A 17,075-nucleotide genomic window follows, 5' to 3' on the forward strand; every position below is an offset into this window, starting at 1 on the left:
ATGCGCGGCCCTTCAACATGCAGCCAGACCCCGTTCAAGGCCCGCGATGAGATCGTCCTGATTCTCAAGACCAACCGAAAGGCGCAGCAACCCGTTATCAATTCCTGCGACCCGGCGAGCTTCTTCCCCCATGTCGGCATGGGTCATTGTTGCAGGGTGCGACACAAGGCTCTCCACGCCGCCCAGGGATTCCGCCAGCGTGAACATGCGCACGTTCGCGAGGAACCGCTGCACGGCCGGAACTCCACCAGCCAGTTCGAAACTGAGCATGGCGCCAAAGCCGCGCTGCTGGCGGTGGGCTACCTCATGGCCGGGATGAGACGACAGGCCCGGATAATGTACGCGCAAAACAGCCGTATGGCGTTCCAGGTGCTCGGCGATGGCCATCGCATTTTGTTGCTGCCGCTCGACCCGCGGGAACAGGGTGCGCAAGCCCCGCAAGGTAAGCCAGGCATCGAAAGGCGCTCCGATCGTGCCAACCACGTTGGACCACCTGCGCAGGACGTTCACCCGCGCGGGATGGGTCGCAATGATGGCTCCGCCAATCACATCGGAGTGGCCGTTCAGGTATTTGGTCGTGGAATGGAATACATAGTCGGCACCCAGCAGCAGCGGCCGCTGGAGAGCTGGCGAAAGAAAGGTGTTGTCTACCGCCACAAGCGCCCCAGCAGCCTTGGCCAGAGCAGAAATGGCAGCGATATCGACGACCCGCATCAGTGGATTGCTGGGCGTTTCAACCAACACCAGCGACGGCTCGTCAGCCAGGGCAGTCGCCAAGGCGGGGCCATCGGACTGATCAACAAAAGCCACACGGAACTGGCGACGTCCCGCCCGCGCCATCAACAAGCGATAGGTGCCGCCATAACAGTCATGCGGCGCGAGCACGAGATCGTCGGGACCAAGCAGGCCAAGCAGGAGATCCAACGCCGCCATGCCGCTGGAAGTGACAACCGCCCCCGCCCCGCCCTCCAGCTTGGCCAGCGCTTCGGCGAGCATGTCGCGGCCAGGATTGCCCGAACGGCCGTAGTCATACGTCCGAGGCTGGTCAAAAGCTTCGAATGTGAAGGTGCTCGACAAGTACAGCGGCGGCACCACCGCCCCGAAGGCCGTATCGCTCGCAACGCCGTGCGTGGCAGCGATCGTCTCGCACGCAAGCTCGGATTTGAAAGACTTCTCGGCCAAGGAACCGGCTTCCCTAAACGGCGGCGCCCATGCGTGAATTCGGTGCAGAAGCGTCCGACAACCGCGGATCATGCCGGTCTGTGCGGGGCATCGGGACACAAGACAAATGACTTTTAATGCCGGTTTCCAGCAACTTTCTTGAACTCACGGCCGAGGCAGACAGAGCGTCGGCTAGCCAAGTCGAGCAAGCATCTCGATCAGCAGGGGCTTGAGACGACCGATTTCCTCGCGATGGGTTGCAGACAGGCTGGCCAACAGCGCCTCAGCCTTGTCGGTGAGACGCAAAACAGACCTGCGGCGATCGGGGACCCCTTCGTGCCGGGATACCAACTGGAGCGCCTCGAGACGGTCAACCAGCCCGGTGGCACTATGCTGCTTCAGAATCAGCCGGTCTGCCAGATAGCCGACCGTGACCTCGGGTTCCGATGCTCCCCGGATCGCCAGCAAGGCCTGATGCTGCTGCGGCGTCAGGCCGACGTCCACTGCCCGAGCCTCGCTGAATGCCTGAAAACGGCGGAGCGCATGGCGGAAATCGGACAGCGCGACATAATCCTCATCCGTCAGGTCTGCAGCGGGTTTCATGTTGGGCAATCTCTCCGTTGATTTATATCGCATTGCGATATAAATGCCGTTTGCTAAACCGGCAAAGGGCGTTCCATGACATTTCAGGCAGTCGGCGTACCAGAAAAGCACCACCTCGCCGATCACAGCGTGGACAACCGGATGATCATGCTGGCAGCGATGGCCATGCTGGTCGGCACTGGCGGGGCCATCGGAGCGTGGTTGCTCATTCACTTGATCGGGCTTGCGACCAACCTGTTCTGGTTCGGCCGACTTTCGCTACAGCCCGTACAGATCACGCAAACGGCCGTAGGTGCATGGGTTGTGGTCATCCCGATTATCGGCAGCATGATAGTCGGGCTGATGGCGCGCTATGGGTCGGACAAGATCCGCGGCCATGGCATTCCCGAGGCTATCGAAACGATCCTGTTCGGCGAAAGCCGGCTGTCGCTCAAGGTGGCGCTGCTCAAACCGCTTTCGTCGGCCATTTCCATAGGAAGCGGTGGTCCCTTTGGCGCGGAAGGACCGATCATCATGACCGGCGGCGCGATCGGGTCACTGTTTGCCCAATGCTTCCATCTCAGCGCTGCCGAACGGAAAACGTTGCTGGTGGCAGGCGCCGCTGCCGGGATGACCGCAATCTTTGGCACGCCCATGGCGGCCATCCTGCTCGCTATCGAAGTGCTTCTGTTCGAGTGGAAGCCGCGAAGCTTCGTGCCGGTGGTGGTCAGTGTGATCGTTGCCTTTGCATGGCGGCCATGGATGATCGGAGGTGGCGCCATGTTCCCGTTCGAAGCGTTGACGCCCGCCGGGCTCCCGCCAATTGCCGCAGCTGCGGGTGTCGGCCTGATCGTCGGGCTCCAAGCTACGCTGCTGTCGACATCGCTTTATCGGGTGGAGGATGTCTTCCATCGGCTGCCCGTCCATTGGATGTGGTGGCCGGCGATCGGCGCGGTGGTCGTTGGCATCGGCGGCCTGATCGATGCCCATGTTCTGGGCGCAGGCTATCAAAGCATCCAGGCCCTGCTGGACGGTTCACTTACCCTGCGCGCCATGCTTGCGCTGCTCATGATCAAGGCGGTGGTATGGCTGGTCGCACTAGGCTCGGGCACATCCGGAGGCGTGCTTGCGCCCTTGCTGATCCTTGGAGGTGCAGCCGGATGCCTGGCCGGATATTTTCTGCCCGGCGGCCCCGGCTTTTGGGCGATGATCGGCATGGCCGGCATCATGAGCGGCGCAATGCGGGCGCCCCTCACCGGCGCGTTGTTCGCGGTTGAATTGACAGGCCACTTCGACGCCTTGCCACTTGCGATGACGGCTGCCGCTTCGGCCTATGCGGTGAGCGTACTGCTGATGCGCCGGTCGATCCTGACCGAGAAGATTGCGCGGAGAGGCCGGCATATCCTGCAGGAATACAGCGTCGATCCCTTGGACCTGATGCAGGCAAGCCAACTTATGACGCACGCGCCCGCGACGCTGCCCGGCACAATGTCGATCACGGAAGCCATGGCATTCTTTGCGGGCGGTGCGGCGCATCGCAGCTACCCTGTCGTCGCCGACGATGGCGCCCTGCTCGGCCTTGTCTCGCGAACAGATGCGCTGCGCTGGCAGGTTGGCGAGATGGCAGACAACGCCAGTCTGGCCGAAACCTTGTCAGATGCCTCGCTGCCGGTTGCCTACCCCGAGACACCCATAGGGATCGTTGCCGATCTCATGGTCGACTCCGGCATCGGCCGAATTCCGATCATAGAGCCCGACACACGCCGCGTCGTGGGCATGCTATCCCGGCAAGACTTGCTGAAGGCCCGCAGCGCCCATCGCCAGTCCGAAACCGGGCGAACGCGGTTTGTCCGGCAGGACATCAGCGCCTCAGATGCATGAAAGCAACGCGAACGGGCGCTCAGCAACCCATTCAAGCTTCACTATCAACGTTCAATGCTTGTCAACTTCCCGGTCCAGCAGCAGGGTCAGAACCCTCGCCCCACCGACATGCAGCGCGGCGGTCCAGACGATGTCGGCCTGATAGTAATCGTCCACCGTCGTGCGCTGCCTGTAGACGCAGAGCACGTCTTGCGGGCGATGCCATTGTGGGGCGCAGCGTGCGCCGGCTTTTTCGAGCGTTACCCTGGCCTGGGCGGCCGAGCTTCCGATCGGAACTGCAGCCTGCAAGGCCGTTTCAGCCTCCGCCATACGCCCGTTGTTGGCGAACCTGCCCTCAACGTCTTCGAAGCTGAGTGAATGTTCGATCAAATTGCCCGCATGCCCGGCTTGTCCGACGCACGCGAGGAAGGTCAGGCTGAACACTCGGGTTGCCCACAGGAAGATCTTCCTCAAGACTATGCTCCAGACATTTGGATATTAAAAATTGAACTATACAGTCGTATAATTTGAATTTTCACTAGGATACATTGCGCACTAAAAGTAATAGTTAAGAGCAATATTTAGATACCGACCGCCAGATATACCGAGGCTTACATGCGTCCCGGCGGGCTGAAATCCGATCCTCTTCGCAGGATCCGGATACGATGCAGTGATGGGATGCCCATCGATACTGGTCACAACATCATTGTCCCGCAAACCCGCCGCCCACCCCGGGCTTCCGGGAGCCACGTGGAAGACAATCAGGCGATCGGATTGCCGCTGGCCGAACAAACCCAGCCTGTCTTTTGGGAAATCGGCAGCAAGGGCGTCTCGATCGGCTTTCAACTGCACGCTCCTGCTGCCCAGACTCAACAAGACGTCGAATGCGCTCAGCAGCGACCACCCGATCGATACCGGCTCTGCCAGTTTCCAGTCCTCGATAACTTGCACAGGAATCTGGCGGAGCGTAAATCCGCTCAAGGACAGAGATTTCAGACTGAACGTTGCATTCAGCAGCGGCCCTTCCAGCCCGAACATCATGGCTGTGGAAACCTTGCGATGATCGAGAAAGCCCTGACTTCTGGCATAGTCGGCCGCCATCGTCACAGGCACGTCGCTCCCCAGGTCGAGCAGTCAGGGTTGCGCCGGCCGTCCTTCCAGAAGTAGCGGTATCGATGGAAAGCCTGGACCACGACCGACAAGAGGCAAGGTCCGGTGACTGGACAAGGCGCGCGCCCCTTGGAACGGCAGACATCGCACCCTGTCCCGGACGAAATCAACCTGGACGTCAATCCGGCCCAGAATATCCCGTCCCAAAAGAAGGGGGATTTCGTGGCGCGCCAGACTTTCAATCTGGGCAATTTCGTAACTTTCCAGTTCAACGTCGCGCAGGCTCAGACCATCAAGTTCCAACTTGTCGACCCGGTAAGACGAGCCCGACACATTGCGGGTAAATGACGTGACCGACGTCGCGCCCGTCGAGGCAAGGCCGAGGTCAGAGGCTAGTGCCTCGCCAATGACGCTGCGTGAGGTCCCACTATCGATCATGGCCGGCACGGTCCGCCCGTTCACGGTGACAGGAATTTGGATGACGCGCGCCTGAGCAAGATGGAGCGTTGTCCACGCTGCATCGTCCGCCTTGGCCTGGCCGGAAGATGAAACGGCAAACGCAGCACGCATCGAAATCAGAGCGGTGCCGAACAATCCGATCGAAGTGATGCCCTGCCTACGCGAGAGGGACGGCCAAGCCGTTTTCTTGATCATGCTGACGGCTTTCTTCATGTTGGGGTGCCGGTATTGCGCTCCGGCAAAAGGTCAGCACGCGCGCGTGAACGGAAACTGGTGGTGCTTTCGCCAACCAAACCACAACGATGCCGCCCCCTGCAGCGCGCCCCCATATTTCATGATTTCTTCCTTGCTTGCCCGCCCCTCGTTCCCACTGCTATTGACATCACGCAAATGAATGCAATTGCAGATTAAACACAAAGAGATTGCACCATGGACATCGGCATCGCGCGCACCTTTCTCGAGGTGGTCAAGACGGGCACCTTCGTAAACGCCGCCGCCAATCTCAATCTCACGCAGACTGCGGTCAGCGCGCGGATCCGCGTCCTTGAGGACCAGCTCGATCGCCCGGTCTTCATTCGCAACAAATCCGGCGCGAAGTTGACCCCGGCTGGCGAGCAGTTCCTCCGATTTGCGACAACGTTGGTCCAGGTCTGGGAGCGTGCACGCCGGTCTGTGGCATTGCCACCTGGCCGGGAGAGCGTCGTGACAATCGGCGCGGAACTCAGTCTATGGAGCCCCCTGCTGCGCCACTGGCTGCTGTGGATGCGACGCGAATGCCCCGAGTTTGCCGTCAACGCACAGATCGCCAGCGCAGAAAGCCTGATGGAGCAGGTACAGGATGGGTCGCTTGACGTCGCGGTGCTGTATGGCGCGCCCCGCCGTCCAGGCGTCATCGCCGAGTTGCTCTTCGAAGAGAAACTTGTGCTGGTGCGCACCCCGACATCCGATCGCGCATTAGGCCCCGAAGATCACGTACGGATCGACTGGGGCGAAGATTTTGCCGCAAGTTATCAGGCAGCATTTCCGGATCAGCCCAATTCCGTCGTTGCCATCAGCTATGGCCCCCTTGCACTCGATTACATCCTCGCCACTGGCGGCACAGGCTATTTCCGCAAAGGTTTCGTGCGCTCGTATCTGGAGGACGGCAGGCTCGCCCTGGTGCCGGATAGCCCCGAGTTTTCATATTCCGCATATGCCGTGCATTCCGCCAAGGCTGACGAAGGTGTCATGGCGCGAATTCGCACTGGGTTGCGCGCAGCGGCGGCGATCACCTCGTGAAACGCCCCCTTGAGTCAATGCGGAGATACGCGCGCGGAGCGCGATTCAAACCACAAATATTTTGCTGGCAATATGCAAAACTATTTATTTCTATAACGCATAAACAAGCAGTATAAATCAATCACAACAGCCGCACGCCGGGCTGTCACCCTAAAAACTTAAGCATAAATATAATATTTAAAATATTACCGCACAAATATTCAGCAAATTATTTCATTTGCCATTCGGAAAATTATCACGAATTCCAAGTGAAATAGACGCGTACAGAACATCCTGGCTCTTGCGCTGCCAAGGCTGTGTAACGGCTCCACCCGATTGCAGTGCCCCTCGCACTGCAGCGTCGCGGTTCCCGGGCAGGATCCCAGGCCAGATTTCACATCGTGACAATCTGGTGCCTACCCCGGGAACCACGGCGCACAAGCAACGGGCCAACAGCAACCCGCAAACGATGAGCGCGAAAATGTCAGTTCCCTTCGCCGCAACCTTGTCCTCGACGGCGGAAATTGCCGGAAGGGGCCTGCGGACCAAGGTTTCCTTCGCCTCACTCACGTTCGGACTGTCGCACCGGCAATGTTCTTTTGCGAAATATGCGGGATGATAACTGGTCGGCCGCGCCTCTCCTTCCGGGGTAGCCCTTGGTCAACTTGGGGCGCGATGCTCACCGCCATGAACGCGATTGGCGCCTGGGCGCTCTACAGCCTGTTCCGGGCAGGTGTTCTGAATGAAGGGTGGCTGATCATCACCGCGGCGTTGGTCATTGGGGCCGCGACATATGCCACCGCGAGGTTGACCATCCCTCCCACCGTTCAGGACCACATGATGACGCGCAAAACCTTGACTGCACAGGAATTGCAGGCCGCCCTTCTCGATCCCTCCATGGTTTTTTCCGAACCGCAGGACGTGATCGCCCTGACGGGCATCCCGGACGACAGGAAAATCGAAATCCTTCGAAGATGGGAATACGACGTACGCGAGCAGGAAGTCGCCCAGGAAGAAAACATGCCTGGGGAATTGCCCGTAACATTGGCCCAGGTCCACGCGGCACTCAATGCGATCGGAGCCCGGCCGCTTCATGACCGCGGTCCACCAACCAAACAGGGCGGGCTCTGAGGATCGTGTCCAGAGTGACGCGCAGATGTTTCATATCATCGCCCGGTAAGCGCCATGAACCGGGCATTCCATTGGGAGCTTGGCCTGGTCGAACCATGGGCCTGCCGTGCGCGGAAACTTCCAGACGGTCCAAGCCGATCAAATCGGGTCAGTTTTTCCAGCCCTTCTCTACCGAAGCTTTTTCCGCTGATGCATCAAACGGGTCACCGATGATGCGGCGGTCGACCTCGGCCATGACCGCCGGTGCGACATCGCCGGCCGCGAGCCGATAATCGCCCGTGCTGGTCGAAGCCGCGCCAGTGACTACGACCGGAACCACCCAGCGCTCACCTTGCCGACAGCCAATCCCACTCAGACCGGTGCCGGTGCTGAAGGTCCGGCAAAGTCCCTGCCTTGTCCGAAACGACATACCGATGCGGACCGGGCCGGCTTGCCCGGTGAGGTTACCCGACAAGCTTTCCGCAAGGGCGCCATCGGCCAGGACCTGCGCCTGCGGTCCGCCCTGAAGCCATGGTGCGGGAGCCCTTTCCAGCCATCGCCCAACGAACAGGCCCAAGGCAAGGCTGGCGGCGATAACACCCGACATGACGGCAGCGAACACGTGCCGACGCGGGCGACCGCCTTGCCCGGTGAACGCGACTACGGTGTTTCCAGCAAGCCCCAGTCGAGCGATCAGGCCGGAATCGACCGCATCGCCGGGCGGCGGACCGTACGCAGACACGATCTGCCGCGTCATCCAGCGGTGCGCTTCCACCCTTTCAGCCAAGGCAGGATCGTCGCGCAGGCGCGCTTCGAATGCGGGGCGCGCCTGATCGTTCAGGCAGCCGTCGACATAGGCGATCACATCGATGTCGGAAATGTCTGTCAATGCCTTGTCCTCCCGACCTGATAGCGTTGCAGCAAGGCGGCCCGTCCGCGGGCGAGACGGCTCGTCAGCGTGCCTTCGGGAACCTCGAGGATGTCGGCTGCTTCAGTATAGGAGTGCCCTCCTAGCAGCACCAGCTTCACCGCGAGCCGCTGCTCTTCAGGCAATTCCTCGACCAATGTCCGGATCCGCGCCAGCTCGACCACGTCGGCGATCCCATCGGCAAGCACGCCTTCGTCGCCGATGACATCGTGATCGGGCAGCGGTTCGACCAGCCGCTTCCAGCGATTTCGCGTTCGCATCTCATCGATCCACAGGTTCTTCATCACGCGGAACATCCATAAGTCCAGCCGGATGCCGGCCTTGCGTTCGCCGGCACGCTCCAGCGTCCGTTCCACCGTGCGCTGCAGCAGGTCGTCGCCATCCGCTCCATCGCGCGCCAACGCCCACGCCATGCGTCGCAGGCGTGGCAGCAGCAGTACGATCTCGCGCTGGGTATCGGACAAGTTTCGATCTTCCTCTGTGGAAGAAACGTCTGGGGTGACACGTTTCTTCCCGTGTATGGAATCTACCGCAAGAATCCCTCGTCAATCGCAGTCTGCCCATCATGAAAGGCTTCGCCCGGCAATGCCTGTCACACCGTTCGGACATCTGCTGGCAGTGACGTTGATCGCGCTGGGGTCTCTGTTGCCGGTGCCCGTGCACGCACAGACGCGAGGCGGACCGCCGATGGGCATGCCGGGCGGCGGAGGCTTTGCCGGACCGATGGGCGGTGGCCCGCCCGTTGGGTCCCCTGTGCATTTGCCGGATATTCCCGTTCGGGGACGGCCCGCATGGGCGGGCGTAGAGGCGGTCACAGCAGCGACCGAGCGGGCAACGCAGGCGGTTTCCGCCAAGCTGTCGAAAGTCCAGCGGGATCGCGCTGCCGATCGCGTCAAGCAGGCGCCGGGGCTTTATGAGCTGGATCGAAAGGGGGCATTGTCGATCCGCGGCGAGGTGATGGTCACCGGGCTGGACGGGGCCGCGCTGGCTCACCTGGCACAGAGCGGGTTTGCTGTCCTGCGGCGCGACAAGGTGCCCGGCGTCGATATGGATCTGGCGGTGGTTTCGCGCACGGGACTAGACATCACTCACGCTATTCGGATGCTGCGCAAGATCGCCCCGGAGGGCACGTACGCGCCCAACCACGTGTTGTTCGAAAGCGGGCTGACGGCCAACGCGCGTCGCCCAAGCCGGGGCGCGCAGGCCGATGTTGCCGGAGGCGAGGGTGTTGTCACCGTTGGCCTTGTCGACACCGGCGTGGCGCCTGCCATCGATTCCGATCCCCGCATCCACATGGTGCGTCGCAATTTTGCAGCAGGGGAAAGCCGGCCCGGCGCGCACGGTACGGCAGTGGCGGCACTGCTGGCGCGCGAGCGTGGACGGCTGACGCTGTATGCCGCCGACATTTTTGGCTCCGACGTGCGCGGCGGCACGTCGGAGCTGTTGGTTCGCGCCCTGGGCTGGATGGCTACCTCGCGCGTACCGGTCGTCAATGTCAGCATGGTTGGACCGGCCAATCCCATCGTCGCCTTGGTGGTGGCCCGGTTGACCGGGCTGGGCTTCACCATCGTGGCGCCGGTGGGGAATGACGGCGGTGCAGCACGGCCGCTCTATCCCGCGTCGTACCCGGGCGTGGTGGCCGTCTCGGCGGTCGGGGCCAACGGTCGTTTGCTGCCCGAGGCCAGCCGCGTGCGGCGCGTGGACTTCGTCGCCCCCGGCATCGCCACGGTACCCGATCCGGCTGGGCGCCCCACCGAGGTGCGCGGAACGTCGTTTGCCACGCCGATCGTGAGCCGCTTGATCGCCGATCGCGTCCGCGTGCCGGATGTGGCGGCGGCACAAAGAGCGATCCGCGCGCTTGCGACCGGTGCGCAGCGGCCAAGGGGGGATGCGGGCGCCTATGGGCACGGCATGATCGGCCTGTAACGGGGCCGTTTCCCCCGCCGCAAACCATCTCTTTGGCATTGCGCGATTTTTTCGGGACGAAAACGGATCGCCCGAACGTCATGCCTCTCGAGTGCCGGCCAACGCGCACCACGCGGCTCGGCCTAAACGACGAGGGAGACGTTTTTTGAGAAAACTTCGTTCTGCAGGGGCAACCATCCTCGCTTTGACGGGTCTGGCCCTTGCCGTGCCGGCCCATGCCGAAAGCGCGAGTGATGCGGCCACCGCGAATACAGAAGGCCAGGACACGGTTCAGGCCCCGGCCAACACACTCGGGCATACCGGCGGACTTTTCGGCGATTCCAGTCTCGAACTCGCCACCGGCGCCGATTATTCGACCGGCCACTACGGTGCGAGCTCGGATACCACGGTGTGGAGCATCCCGGTTGATCTGAAGGCGCAACTCGGCCGCCTGCGGGTACAGGCCTCGCTGCCTTATGAATTCATCGATGGTCCCGGCCAGTTGGTGGGCGGCGTCATCGTCTCCTCGCCCGACGGCGCCACCACGTCGCGTTCGGGCATCGGCGATCTCAACCTTTCGGCGGCATACCTGCTTACCCGGGAAAACGGCCTTTTGCCCGCGATTGAGTTTGGCGGAGGGGTGAAGCTGCCGACCGCGAAGACGACGCTGGGCACGGGCAAGACCGATTATTCGGTCAATGCCAGCCTCTACAAGACGGTCGCCCCAGGTGCGATGCTGTTCGGTTCCATCGGCTATTCGTGGCTGGGCAGTCCGGCGGCCTATCGCCTCCGCAATGGTCTGACGGCATCGGGCGGCATAAACTTTCGCCCTGCTTCCAACCAGAACTACGGCGTCAGCGTCGCCTACCGCGAACCGGTTGCCGATGGGCTCAAGGGGCAGGCGGTCGTCTCTCCTTACATGACCTACCGCTTCAGCAAGCTTGTCGGTCTGACCCTGTACGGAGTGGCGGGGCTCAACGATGCCAGCCCGCGCATCGGCGCCGGCATCCGTCTCACCGTATTCCAATGATTTCCGCTGGCGGCGGGGTTGGGACCCCGGCGCTCGTTCTCATGGGGGGCAAGCTTCCAAAGGAGAAAAGACATGGCACATTTCACGATCAGGACCGGCGCCACAGCCATCGCGCTGCTGGCAGCAACGAGCGCATTCGCCGCACCGCCAGCCGGAGTGACGCACGGTCCGCCGGCCGGCATCCCGATGGGGTTGCCCGCCAGCCTGCCGGTCGGCGCGGGCGCCACGGCTGCGGCCCGCATCCCGGTCACGCCGCCGGCGGTGGCCACCAGCCACATCCCGCAGGGCGCGCCGCAGGGCAAGCCCGACACCCTGCCCGCTTCAGCCTCCGTGGGCGCGAACGTCCATGCGTCGGCCTCCGCCAACGCGAACGTCGACCCAGGCATGGGCAAGGCGGCCTCGCTTCTGGGCAAGCTGAACGCCGCCCACGCTTCGGATACCGCGCTGGCCCATGCCTCGTCCAAGTCGGTGGTCGGCGCGCTGGCGATCTACAAGTCGGCGACCGTGACGGCCGAGGCCAACGTCGCCTCGTTCACGCAGGCCGTGGCCACGGATAAGGTGACCATCGCGGCCGACACCAAGGCCGTCAGCGACGCGCAACTGGCATTGACCACTGCGCAAAGCGGAACTGACGCGGCCGCCATAGCCGATGCCCAGGCTGCCCTTAGCGCTGCGCAGACCAAGCTTGCGGCAGACCAGACCCAGTTGACATCGGATCAGGCGAGCCTGATGGCCGCGCAACAGGCGGTCATCGCCGCGCAAACCACGCTGGCGACCTCGACCCACACACCTCTGACGCCGCAGGTCGTGGCCAAGCTGAACACCCTGTTGGCCATCCAGTAAGCGAAGGCCGGAATCCGTGGGCAGTGCCAACGAAACTGTCCACGGATTGCCCATCAACTGGGCACGGAGACGCGCCCGTCACAATGGCCTCGGCCCGATCATGGCGCTTCCAAGCCTTGCGCATGAAGCGTCGCGCGGCTGCCTTGTCGCGCTTCCTAGATAGGTAGGATTCCAGGACTTCGCCCTCATGATCAACGGCGCGCCATCTTCAAGTAGACCTCGCCGAGATGCCACCTCCAGCGCCGAAAACTCCGCATCCGGCTGACCCGCTGGCGCCGAATGTCCGCCGCGCACTTCGGCCCGAACCGGGTCCACCACAGGGCCCCGTCTCGTCACAAAGGTCAATGCCGCGCTCGAACAATAGATCCTCCACGTTCTGCAGGCTCAGCCGAACGCGCACGTACATTACGACAACGAGGCGGATTACCTAGGGCGATGAATGGAAATACTGGTGCGGATTGGCTGGATTGCGAGGGCGGCCTATGACCGGGCCCCAACTTTCCTTCTCCCCGTTGCCAGGGGTGCAATCCCTTTGACACCGCCCGCTCGGGCTACTCGGCCCTCGCTGCCATGCGCAGAACGGGGCCCCCGCTTGCTTCGAGAGCCGCAAAAACAGCCGGCCAGACATCCGATTTCGACCACCGTTTGTAGCGATTGTACAGCGTCTTTGGCGGTCCATATTCGCCAGGCGCCTGCGCCCAGTGTCCGCCTGACTGGAGGACATGAACAATCCCGCTTATGATGCGGCGATCGTCCACGCGCGCCACCCCGCGCGACTTGTCGGGAAGCAGTGGCTGGATCGCGGCCCATTGGGCATCGGTCAACCAGAACCCGTCCGCTTCCGGCGCCTGGGGGGGCAACGGAAAAGGGGGGCGAGGCCCGGCAGGGTTGCGGCCTATTTGCAGGTCTGATTTATGGGTCTTATTTGCTGACCCGAGCAACGCCGAGATCCCGCCGCTGAACAATATCGCCGTGGGCACAACGAGTTGGTCCAGTCGCTCGGCCGAATGATGGCCCAGTGTCAGGTCATCGATAAAGCCGACGTCCTGCTCCATGAAGATGATAGCCGCTTCGAGAATGTAGAGCACCGCATAGAAGTCCTGATCCCGCATCTGCGGCACCAAAGCCTTCAGCCGCCGTTCGAGCGGGTCGGTCACCCGATTGAGTCCACGCAGCACGTCGCGAACTTCCGGTATCATGTACGAACTCATCATGTGCGACGTCATTCGCACGTAATCCCGCAGTTCATGCCCCGGTTCGACGAACGTGATAAGGAAGGGGCGCAGGAAGCATTCAATCACTTCCTGAACGGTCAGGGCGGTCGAAGAAGCGGCCTCCGCCCTCGCAAAACTGTCATTCACCAGCTGCATCGCTTGCGCTTGCTTGCGCAGGACCGCCTCGCGGAAAAGATCTTCCTTCCCCTGGAAGTGATAGTGGACCACCCCCAGCGGTACCCCGGCATCGCCAGCGATCTCACGCAAGGATGCGCCATCGTAGCCACCGAAGCCGAACGCGCGCTCGGCCGCATCGAGCAACGCCGTGCGCGTGCGTTTGCCGCGCTCCGATTTCTTCGCAAGAGATGCAGCTTTGGCCATGGAATGCTTGCGGATTATCGGCAAGCCGACGTCAATGCCAGCGAAAACCGGATCGCCCACGAACCGCAAGATCGCGGGATTTGCGTCAAGATCGCGCGGAATGATCCTGCTGCTGTGCGAACGAGTGCAGCTTGCCTAACACAATTATCAGTTAGGACGAGTGTCCTAATTTGTTAGCCCAATGACAGGCAGTCAGCGGACTGCGCAATGGCTTGGGCAAGCGCGCGCCCGGTGCCGGGCATACCCGCTGGAACTCCCCCGTCGCCTTACCTGGCATCGGGCAGTTTGCTGCGTCTTGCGCCGCTTCGACTGTCGCCCACCCGGCGGCGCGATGACGGAGCAGGCAGCAAAGAAATTCATAACAACAATTTCGATTAGGGGCGGATCATGTCGCGATATATACTTCATTGCCTTGCTGGTGCCTCCGTGTTCGGCCTTGCTGCGGCCGTCACGCCCGCAGCCCGTGCCCAGTCTGTTGCCCAGCCCGAGGTCGGTCCTGAGGCCCAGGTCGAAAACGGATCGGGTGGTGGTCTGGAAGAGATCATCGTCACCGCGCAAAAGCGGTCGGAAAAATTGCAAAGCGTCCCGATTTCCGTAACCGCCGTCACCGGTGGGGCAATCGAAAAGCTACATGGTGCCACCATCGAGGCCCTGCAGGGTTCGGTGCCTAACGTGCAGATCAGCAGCTTTGCCAACACGCCCTCGACTGCGGTCTTCAATATTCGCGGCATCGGGGTGATCGACGCCGATCCCTACGCGGGCAACACCGTGTCCATCGTGCTCGACGGCGTGCCGCAGGTGTTTGCGATCGGCGCGCTGGTCAACATCTACGACATCGACCGGGTCGAGATCCTGCGCGGCCCCCAGGGCACGCTGTTCGGCGCCAACACCACCGGCGGCGTGGTCAACATCGTTTCGCAGGCCCCGGACAACGACCTGTCGGCCAAGGGCGAGCTTTCGTTCGGCAACTATTCCCGCATCGAGGCCAAGGGCGTGCTCAACGCGCCATTGACCGACACCCTCAGTTCGCGCTTCTCGGTCTCCCACATGGAGCACGATGGCTACGTTACGAACGTGGTGAACGGCAGCGACATGGGAAGGCGCAACGTGTCGCTTTACCGTGGCCAGCTTCGCTGGCAGGCGACGGACAACTTCGACGCCACCCTCCTTGGCGAATACGCTCTCAGCCGCAATGGCGCGCCGGTCGTCATCAATGGCGCATATCCGGGCGAGCCTCTCTACGTCGCTCCCGGCACGCAGGGCATGTACGCGTCGATCTGTTCTGCCCCGACCGTGCCGTGCGCTGCGCCTGACCGCTACCTGTCCGCCAATGACTCCGTGCCCGACCGGTCGGACATGGACACCTATCGCAGCGTCCTGACCCTGAACTGGAAAGGCACCGCGCTGGGCGACATCACGTCGGTTACCGGCTACAAGAAGAACAAGCTGACCGAGTTCACCGACCAGGACGCGACCCCTGTTTTCCTTGCCGACACCGGTCGCCATGCGGATCTGTGGCAGTTCACTCAGGAACTGCGCAGCAGCTTCGATATGGGTGATCGCGCCCGGGCCATCGTCGGGGCCTTCTTCGTCAAGGATCACTACGACCTCAGCAACGCCTTCCGCGTCGCATTTGCCGCGCCCGGGCTCATCCAGATCAACACGCAGGACCAGGACAATCATTCGATCTCCGGCTTTGCGCAGACCTATGTCGACCTGACGGACACGCTGCGTGCCCAGGCGGGTATCCGCTTCACGCATGAACGGACGCGGATGAATGCGGCCACGGTGACATCGATCAACGCGTCGGGCGTGACCGACTTCGAGGCGACCGGGAACACCGTTCTCCAGACGGTCGTCGGGAATGGCGAGAAGACCTGGAACAACGTGGGCTGGAAGCTGGGTCTGGACTGGAAGGTCCAACCCGACATGCTGCTCTACGGCTACTGGGCGCGCGGGTTCAAATCGGGCGGCTTCGTGGGCCGCGTGGGCCTGCCCAGCGACATCGGACCGTTCAATCCGGAATTCGTCGACACGCTCGAGGCCGGCCTGAAGACCGATCTGTTCGACCGCCACCTGCGCGTGAACCTGTCCGGCTTCTATACGATCTACCGCGACCTGCAGGTGGCGCAGATCTACGTGACCAAGAATCCGGACACCGGGCTGCCGCTGCAAGGGAACACCATCCAGAATGCGGGCAAGGCTGAAATCAAGGGCTTCGAACTCGAGGTTTCCGCAAATCCGATCCATGGCCTGACCCTCAACGGATCGCTGGCCTTCCTCGATGCCCGCTACAAGAATTTCCCCTACGTCGATCCGCTGACGCTCAAACTCGTCGATCTGGCAGGATACCGCCTGCAGAACGCGCCGAAGTGGTCCGCTACGGCCGGGTTCAACTATCGCGCCGAAATCGGCGACAATGTCGTCTCGTTCAGTGCCAGCTACCGCTATACCGGCCAGAAATACCTGACCGCGATCCTCGATACCCCGCGCGCCAGTATCCAGCCCACCCACATTGTCGATGCCAGCATCGACTGGACGCTGCCTGACGACCGCTTCACCATAGGGTTCTGGGCCAAGAACCTGCTGGATAACCGGTACATCGACAGCATCTACGACGCACCGGGCTATTCGGGCCTCGGTTCCTTCGCACCTCCGCGCGAATATGGCATCACCACCAAGGTGCGGCTGTGACGGCACAGCCGGAAATCGAAGACCGCCTGCAGCGGATCGAGGAGCGGTTGGCGCTCCTCGACAGGCGCGCCGCGATCACCGATGTCCTGGTCCGTTATTCGCGGGCGCTGGACTGGCTGGACGTGGACTTGCTGGACGGCGTTTTCGCGCCGTCCGCAACGGTCGACTACGGTTTCTTCAAGGGAAGCTGGGAGGATTTCCGTCCCGTTCTTGTCGAGATGGAACGCTCGTTCGGCCGTCGCTGGCATATGGCGGTGCAGAGCGACATGCGCTTCGATCAGGACGGCGCCTGGGTAACGTCCTACAACATTGCCATGTCGGCTCCCGGCACGGGTGAAGGCGGCGCGGCCGACGAAGTCAGCGGATTTTGCGGCTATTATGTCGACCGCTTCGTCGAAGCCGCGGACGGCTGGCGGATCGCATCACGCAAGCATGTGCTGATCACCGCATCGAACTGGGTCGAAATGGCGCCAGGCGGACCGCTTGCCGCGCTCAACCTGATCGGCCCTACCGCGCCGTCCCATTCGGATTATCGCTGACA

At 62.1% G+C, this 17,075-nt stretch carries 15 protein-coding genes and 3 pseudogenes; 8 read left to right on the forward strand and 10 right to left on the reverse strand.

Going from position 1 to position 17,075, the window contains the following annotated elements; translation table 11 throughout:
- Positions 1-12 precede the first annotated feature (12 nt).
- Entirely contained in the window at positions 13-1,182 is a 1,170-nt protein-coding gene (metB, locus tag OLX02_RS13240) for a cystathionine gamma-synthase (RefSeq protein ID WP_264423534.1), read from the reverse strand.
- Between the two features lie 171 nt (positions 1,183-1,353).
- Positions 1,354-1,764, reverse strand: a complete 411-nt coding sequence (locus OLX02_RS13245; RefSeq protein ID WP_264423535.1) for a MarR family winged helix-turn-helix transcriptional regulator — start codon at positions 1,762-1,764, stop codon at positions 1,354-1,356.
- A gap of 75 nt (positions 1,765-1,839) precedes the next feature.
- Here OLX02_RS13245 and OLX02_RS13250 point away from each other — a divergent pair, with 75 nt between their 5' ends.
- Positions 1,840-3,624, forward strand: a complete 1,785-nt coding sequence (locus tag OLX02_RS13250; RefSeq protein ID WP_264423537.1) for a chloride channel protein — start codon at positions 1,840-1,842, stop codon at positions 3,622-3,624.
- 51 nt (positions 3,625-3,675) lie between these two features.
- On the opposite strand, the gene OLX02_RS13255 is transcribed toward OLX02_RS13250, so the two are convergent.
- The 3 genes from OLX02_RS13255 to OLX02_RS13265 form a co-directional block, all read right to left on the reverse strand.
- Entirely contained in the window at positions 3,676-4,077 is a 402-nt protein-coding gene (locus OLX02_RS13255; RefSeq protein ID WP_264423538.1) for a hypothetical protein, read from the reverse strand.
- 81 nt (positions 4,078-4,158) lie between these two features.
- On the reverse strand, positions 4,159-4,704 hold the full coding sequence (locus OLX02_RS13260) for a PDZ domain-containing protein (protein WP_264423593.1): 546 nt from the start codon (positions 4,702-4,704) through the stop codon (positions 4,159-4,161).
- Between the two features lie 33 nt (positions 4,705-4,737).
- Entirely contained in the window at positions 4,738-5,385 is a 648-nt protein-coding gene (locus OLX02_RS13265; protein WP_264423539.1) for a retropepsin-like aspartic protease, read from the reverse strand.
- A 216-nt stretch (positions 5,386-5,601) separates the two neighbouring features.
- Here OLX02_RS13265 and OLX02_RS13270 point away from each other — a divergent pair, with 216 nt between their 5' ends.
- Complete coding sequence (locus tag OLX02_RS13270) at positions 5,602-6,450, forward strand: LysR family transcriptional regulator (RefSeq protein ID WP_264423540.1); 849 nt, start codon at positions 5,602-5,604, stop codon at positions 6,448-6,450.
- Positions 6,451-7,104: 654 nt separating this feature from the next.
- Positions 7,105-7,560, forward strand: coding sequence for a hypothetical protein (locus tag OLX02_RS13275; RefSeq protein ID WP_264423541.1), 456 nt, complete (start codon positions 7,105-7,107; stop codon positions 7,558-7,560).
- A 148-nt stretch (positions 7,561-7,708) separates the two neighbouring features.
- Here the strand turns inward: OLX02_RS13275 and OLX02_RS13280 are convergent, their stop codons facing one another.
- Complete coding sequence (locus OLX02_RS13280; RefSeq protein ID WP_264423543.1) at positions 7,709-8,428, reverse strand: hypothetical protein; 720 nt, start codon at positions 8,426-8,428, stop codon at positions 7,709-7,711.
- Positions 8,425-8,931 carry a sigma-70 family RNA polymerase sigma factor gene (locus OLX02_RS13285; protein ID WP_264423545.1) on the reverse strand — a complete coding sequence of 169 codons (507 nt, stop codon included), beginning with the start codon at positions 8,929-8,931 and terminating at the stop codon, positions 8,425-8,427. Before OLX02_RS13285 ends, OLX02_RS13280 begins: the two co-directional genes overlap by 4 nt.
- 121 nt (positions 8,932-9,052) lie before the next feature.
- On the opposite strand from OLX02_RS13285, the gene OLX02_RS13290 reads away from it, so the two are divergent.
- The 3 genes from OLX02_RS13290 (at position 9,053) to OLX02_RS13300 (ending at position 12,245) form a co-directional block, all read left to right on the forward strand.
- On the forward strand, positions 9,053-10,393 hold the full coding sequence (locus OLX02_RS13290) for a S8 family serine peptidase (protein ID WP_264423547.1): 1,341 nt from the start codon (positions 9,053-9,055) through the stop codon (positions 10,391-10,393).
- A 184-nt stretch (positions 10,394-10,577) separates the two neighbouring features.
- Complete coding sequence (locus tag OLX02_RS13295; RefSeq protein WP_264423549.1) at positions 10,578-11,402, forward strand: transporter; 825 nt, start codon at positions 10,578-10,580, stop codon at positions 11,400-11,402.
- A gap of 72 nt (positions 11,403-11,474) precedes the next feature.
- The gene (locus tag OLX02_RS13300; RefSeq protein ID WP_264423551.1) at positions 11,475-12,245 is read left to right on the forward strand and encodes a hypothetical protein; all 771 of its coding nucleotides are present in this window, start codon (positions 11,475-11,477) and stop codon (positions 12,243-12,245) included.
- On the opposite strand, the pseudogene OLX02_RS13305 reads toward OLX02_RS13300, so the two are convergent.
- From OLX02_RS13305 to OLX02_RS13315, 3 pseudogenes are all read right to left on the reverse strand, one after another.
- Positions 12,151-12,438 (reverse strand): annotated as a pseudogene (locus OLX02_RS13305) (DDE-type integrase/transposase/recombinase); the annotation flags it as partial. The gene OLX02_RS13300 and the pseudogene OLX02_RS13305 overlap by 95 nt on opposite strands.
- 388 nt (positions 12,439-12,826) lie before the next feature.
- Positions 12,827-13,105: pseudogene (locus OLX02_RS13310) on the reverse strand (transposase); the annotation flags it as partial.
- A gap of 132 nt (positions 13,106-13,237) precedes the next feature.
- A pseudogene (locus OLX02_RS13315) lies at positions 13,238-13,840 on the reverse strand (TetR/AcrR family transcriptional regulator); the annotation flags it as partial.
- A gap of 387 nt (positions 13,841-14,227) precedes the next feature.
- Here OLX02_RS13315 and OLX02_RS13320 point away from each other — a divergent pair.
- Both OLX02_RS13320 and OLX02_RS13325 read left to right on the forward strand, forming a co-directional pair.
- Positions 14,228-16,534, forward strand: coding sequence for a TonB-dependent receptor (locus OLX02_RS13320; RefSeq protein WP_264423553.1), 2,307 nt, complete (start codon positions 14,228-14,230; stop codon positions 16,532-16,534).
- Positions 16,531-17,073 carry a nuclear transport factor 2 family protein gene (locus OLX02_RS13325; protein WP_264423555.1) on the forward strand — a complete coding sequence of 181 codons (543 nt, stop codon included), beginning with the start codon at positions 16,531-16,533 and terminating at the stop codon, positions 17,071-17,073. Before OLX02_RS13320 ends, OLX02_RS13325 begins: the two co-directional genes overlap by 4 nt.
- Positions 17,074-17,075: the final 2 nt, after the last annotated feature.

The sequence above is a fragment of the Novosphingobium sp. KCTC 2891 genome, from assembly GCF_025938155.1.
GTDB lineage: Bacteria > Pseudomonadota > Alphaproteobacteria > Sphingomonadales > Sphingomonadaceae > Novosphingobium.

Bases quoted from the DNA above. Each gene is read 5' to 3' on its own strand.
- OLX02_RS13245 (WP_264423535.1), bottom strand. From the start codon at position 1,764: ATGAAACCCGCTGCAGACCTGACGGATGAGGATTATGTCGCGCTGTCC.
- OLX02_RS13250 (WP_264423537.1), top strand. From the start codon at position 1,840: ATGACATTTCAGGCAGTCGGCGTACCAGAAAAGCACCACCTCGCCGAT.
- OLX02_RS13260 (WP_264423593.1), bottom strand. From the start codon at position 4,704: ATGGCGGCCGACTATGCCAGAAGTCAGGGCTTTCTCGATCATCGCAAG.
- OLX02_RS13265 (WP_264423539.1), bottom strand. From the start codon at position 5,385: ATGAAGAAAGCCGTCAGCATGATCAAGAAAACGGCTTGGCCGTCCCTC.
- OLX02_RS13270 (WP_264423540.1), top strand. From the start codon at position 5,602: ATGGACATCGGCATCGCGCGCACCTTTCTCGAGGTGGTCAAGACGGGC.
- OLX02_RS13275 (WP_264423541.1), top strand. From the start codon at position 7,105: ATGCTCACCGCCATGAACGCGATTGGCGCCTGGGCGCTCTACAGCCTG.
- OLX02_RS13290 (WP_264423547.1), top strand. From the start codon at position 9,053: ATGCCTGTCACACCGTTCGGACATCTGCTGGCAGTGACGTTGATCGCG.
- OLX02_RS13300 (WP_264423551.1), top strand. From the start codon at position 11,475: ATGGCACATTTCACGATCAGGACCGGCGCCACAGCCATCGCGCTGCTG.
- OLX02_RS13320 (WP_264423553.1), top strand. From the start codon at position 14,228: ATGTCGCGATATATACTTCATTGCCTTGCTGGTGCCTCCGTGTTCGGC.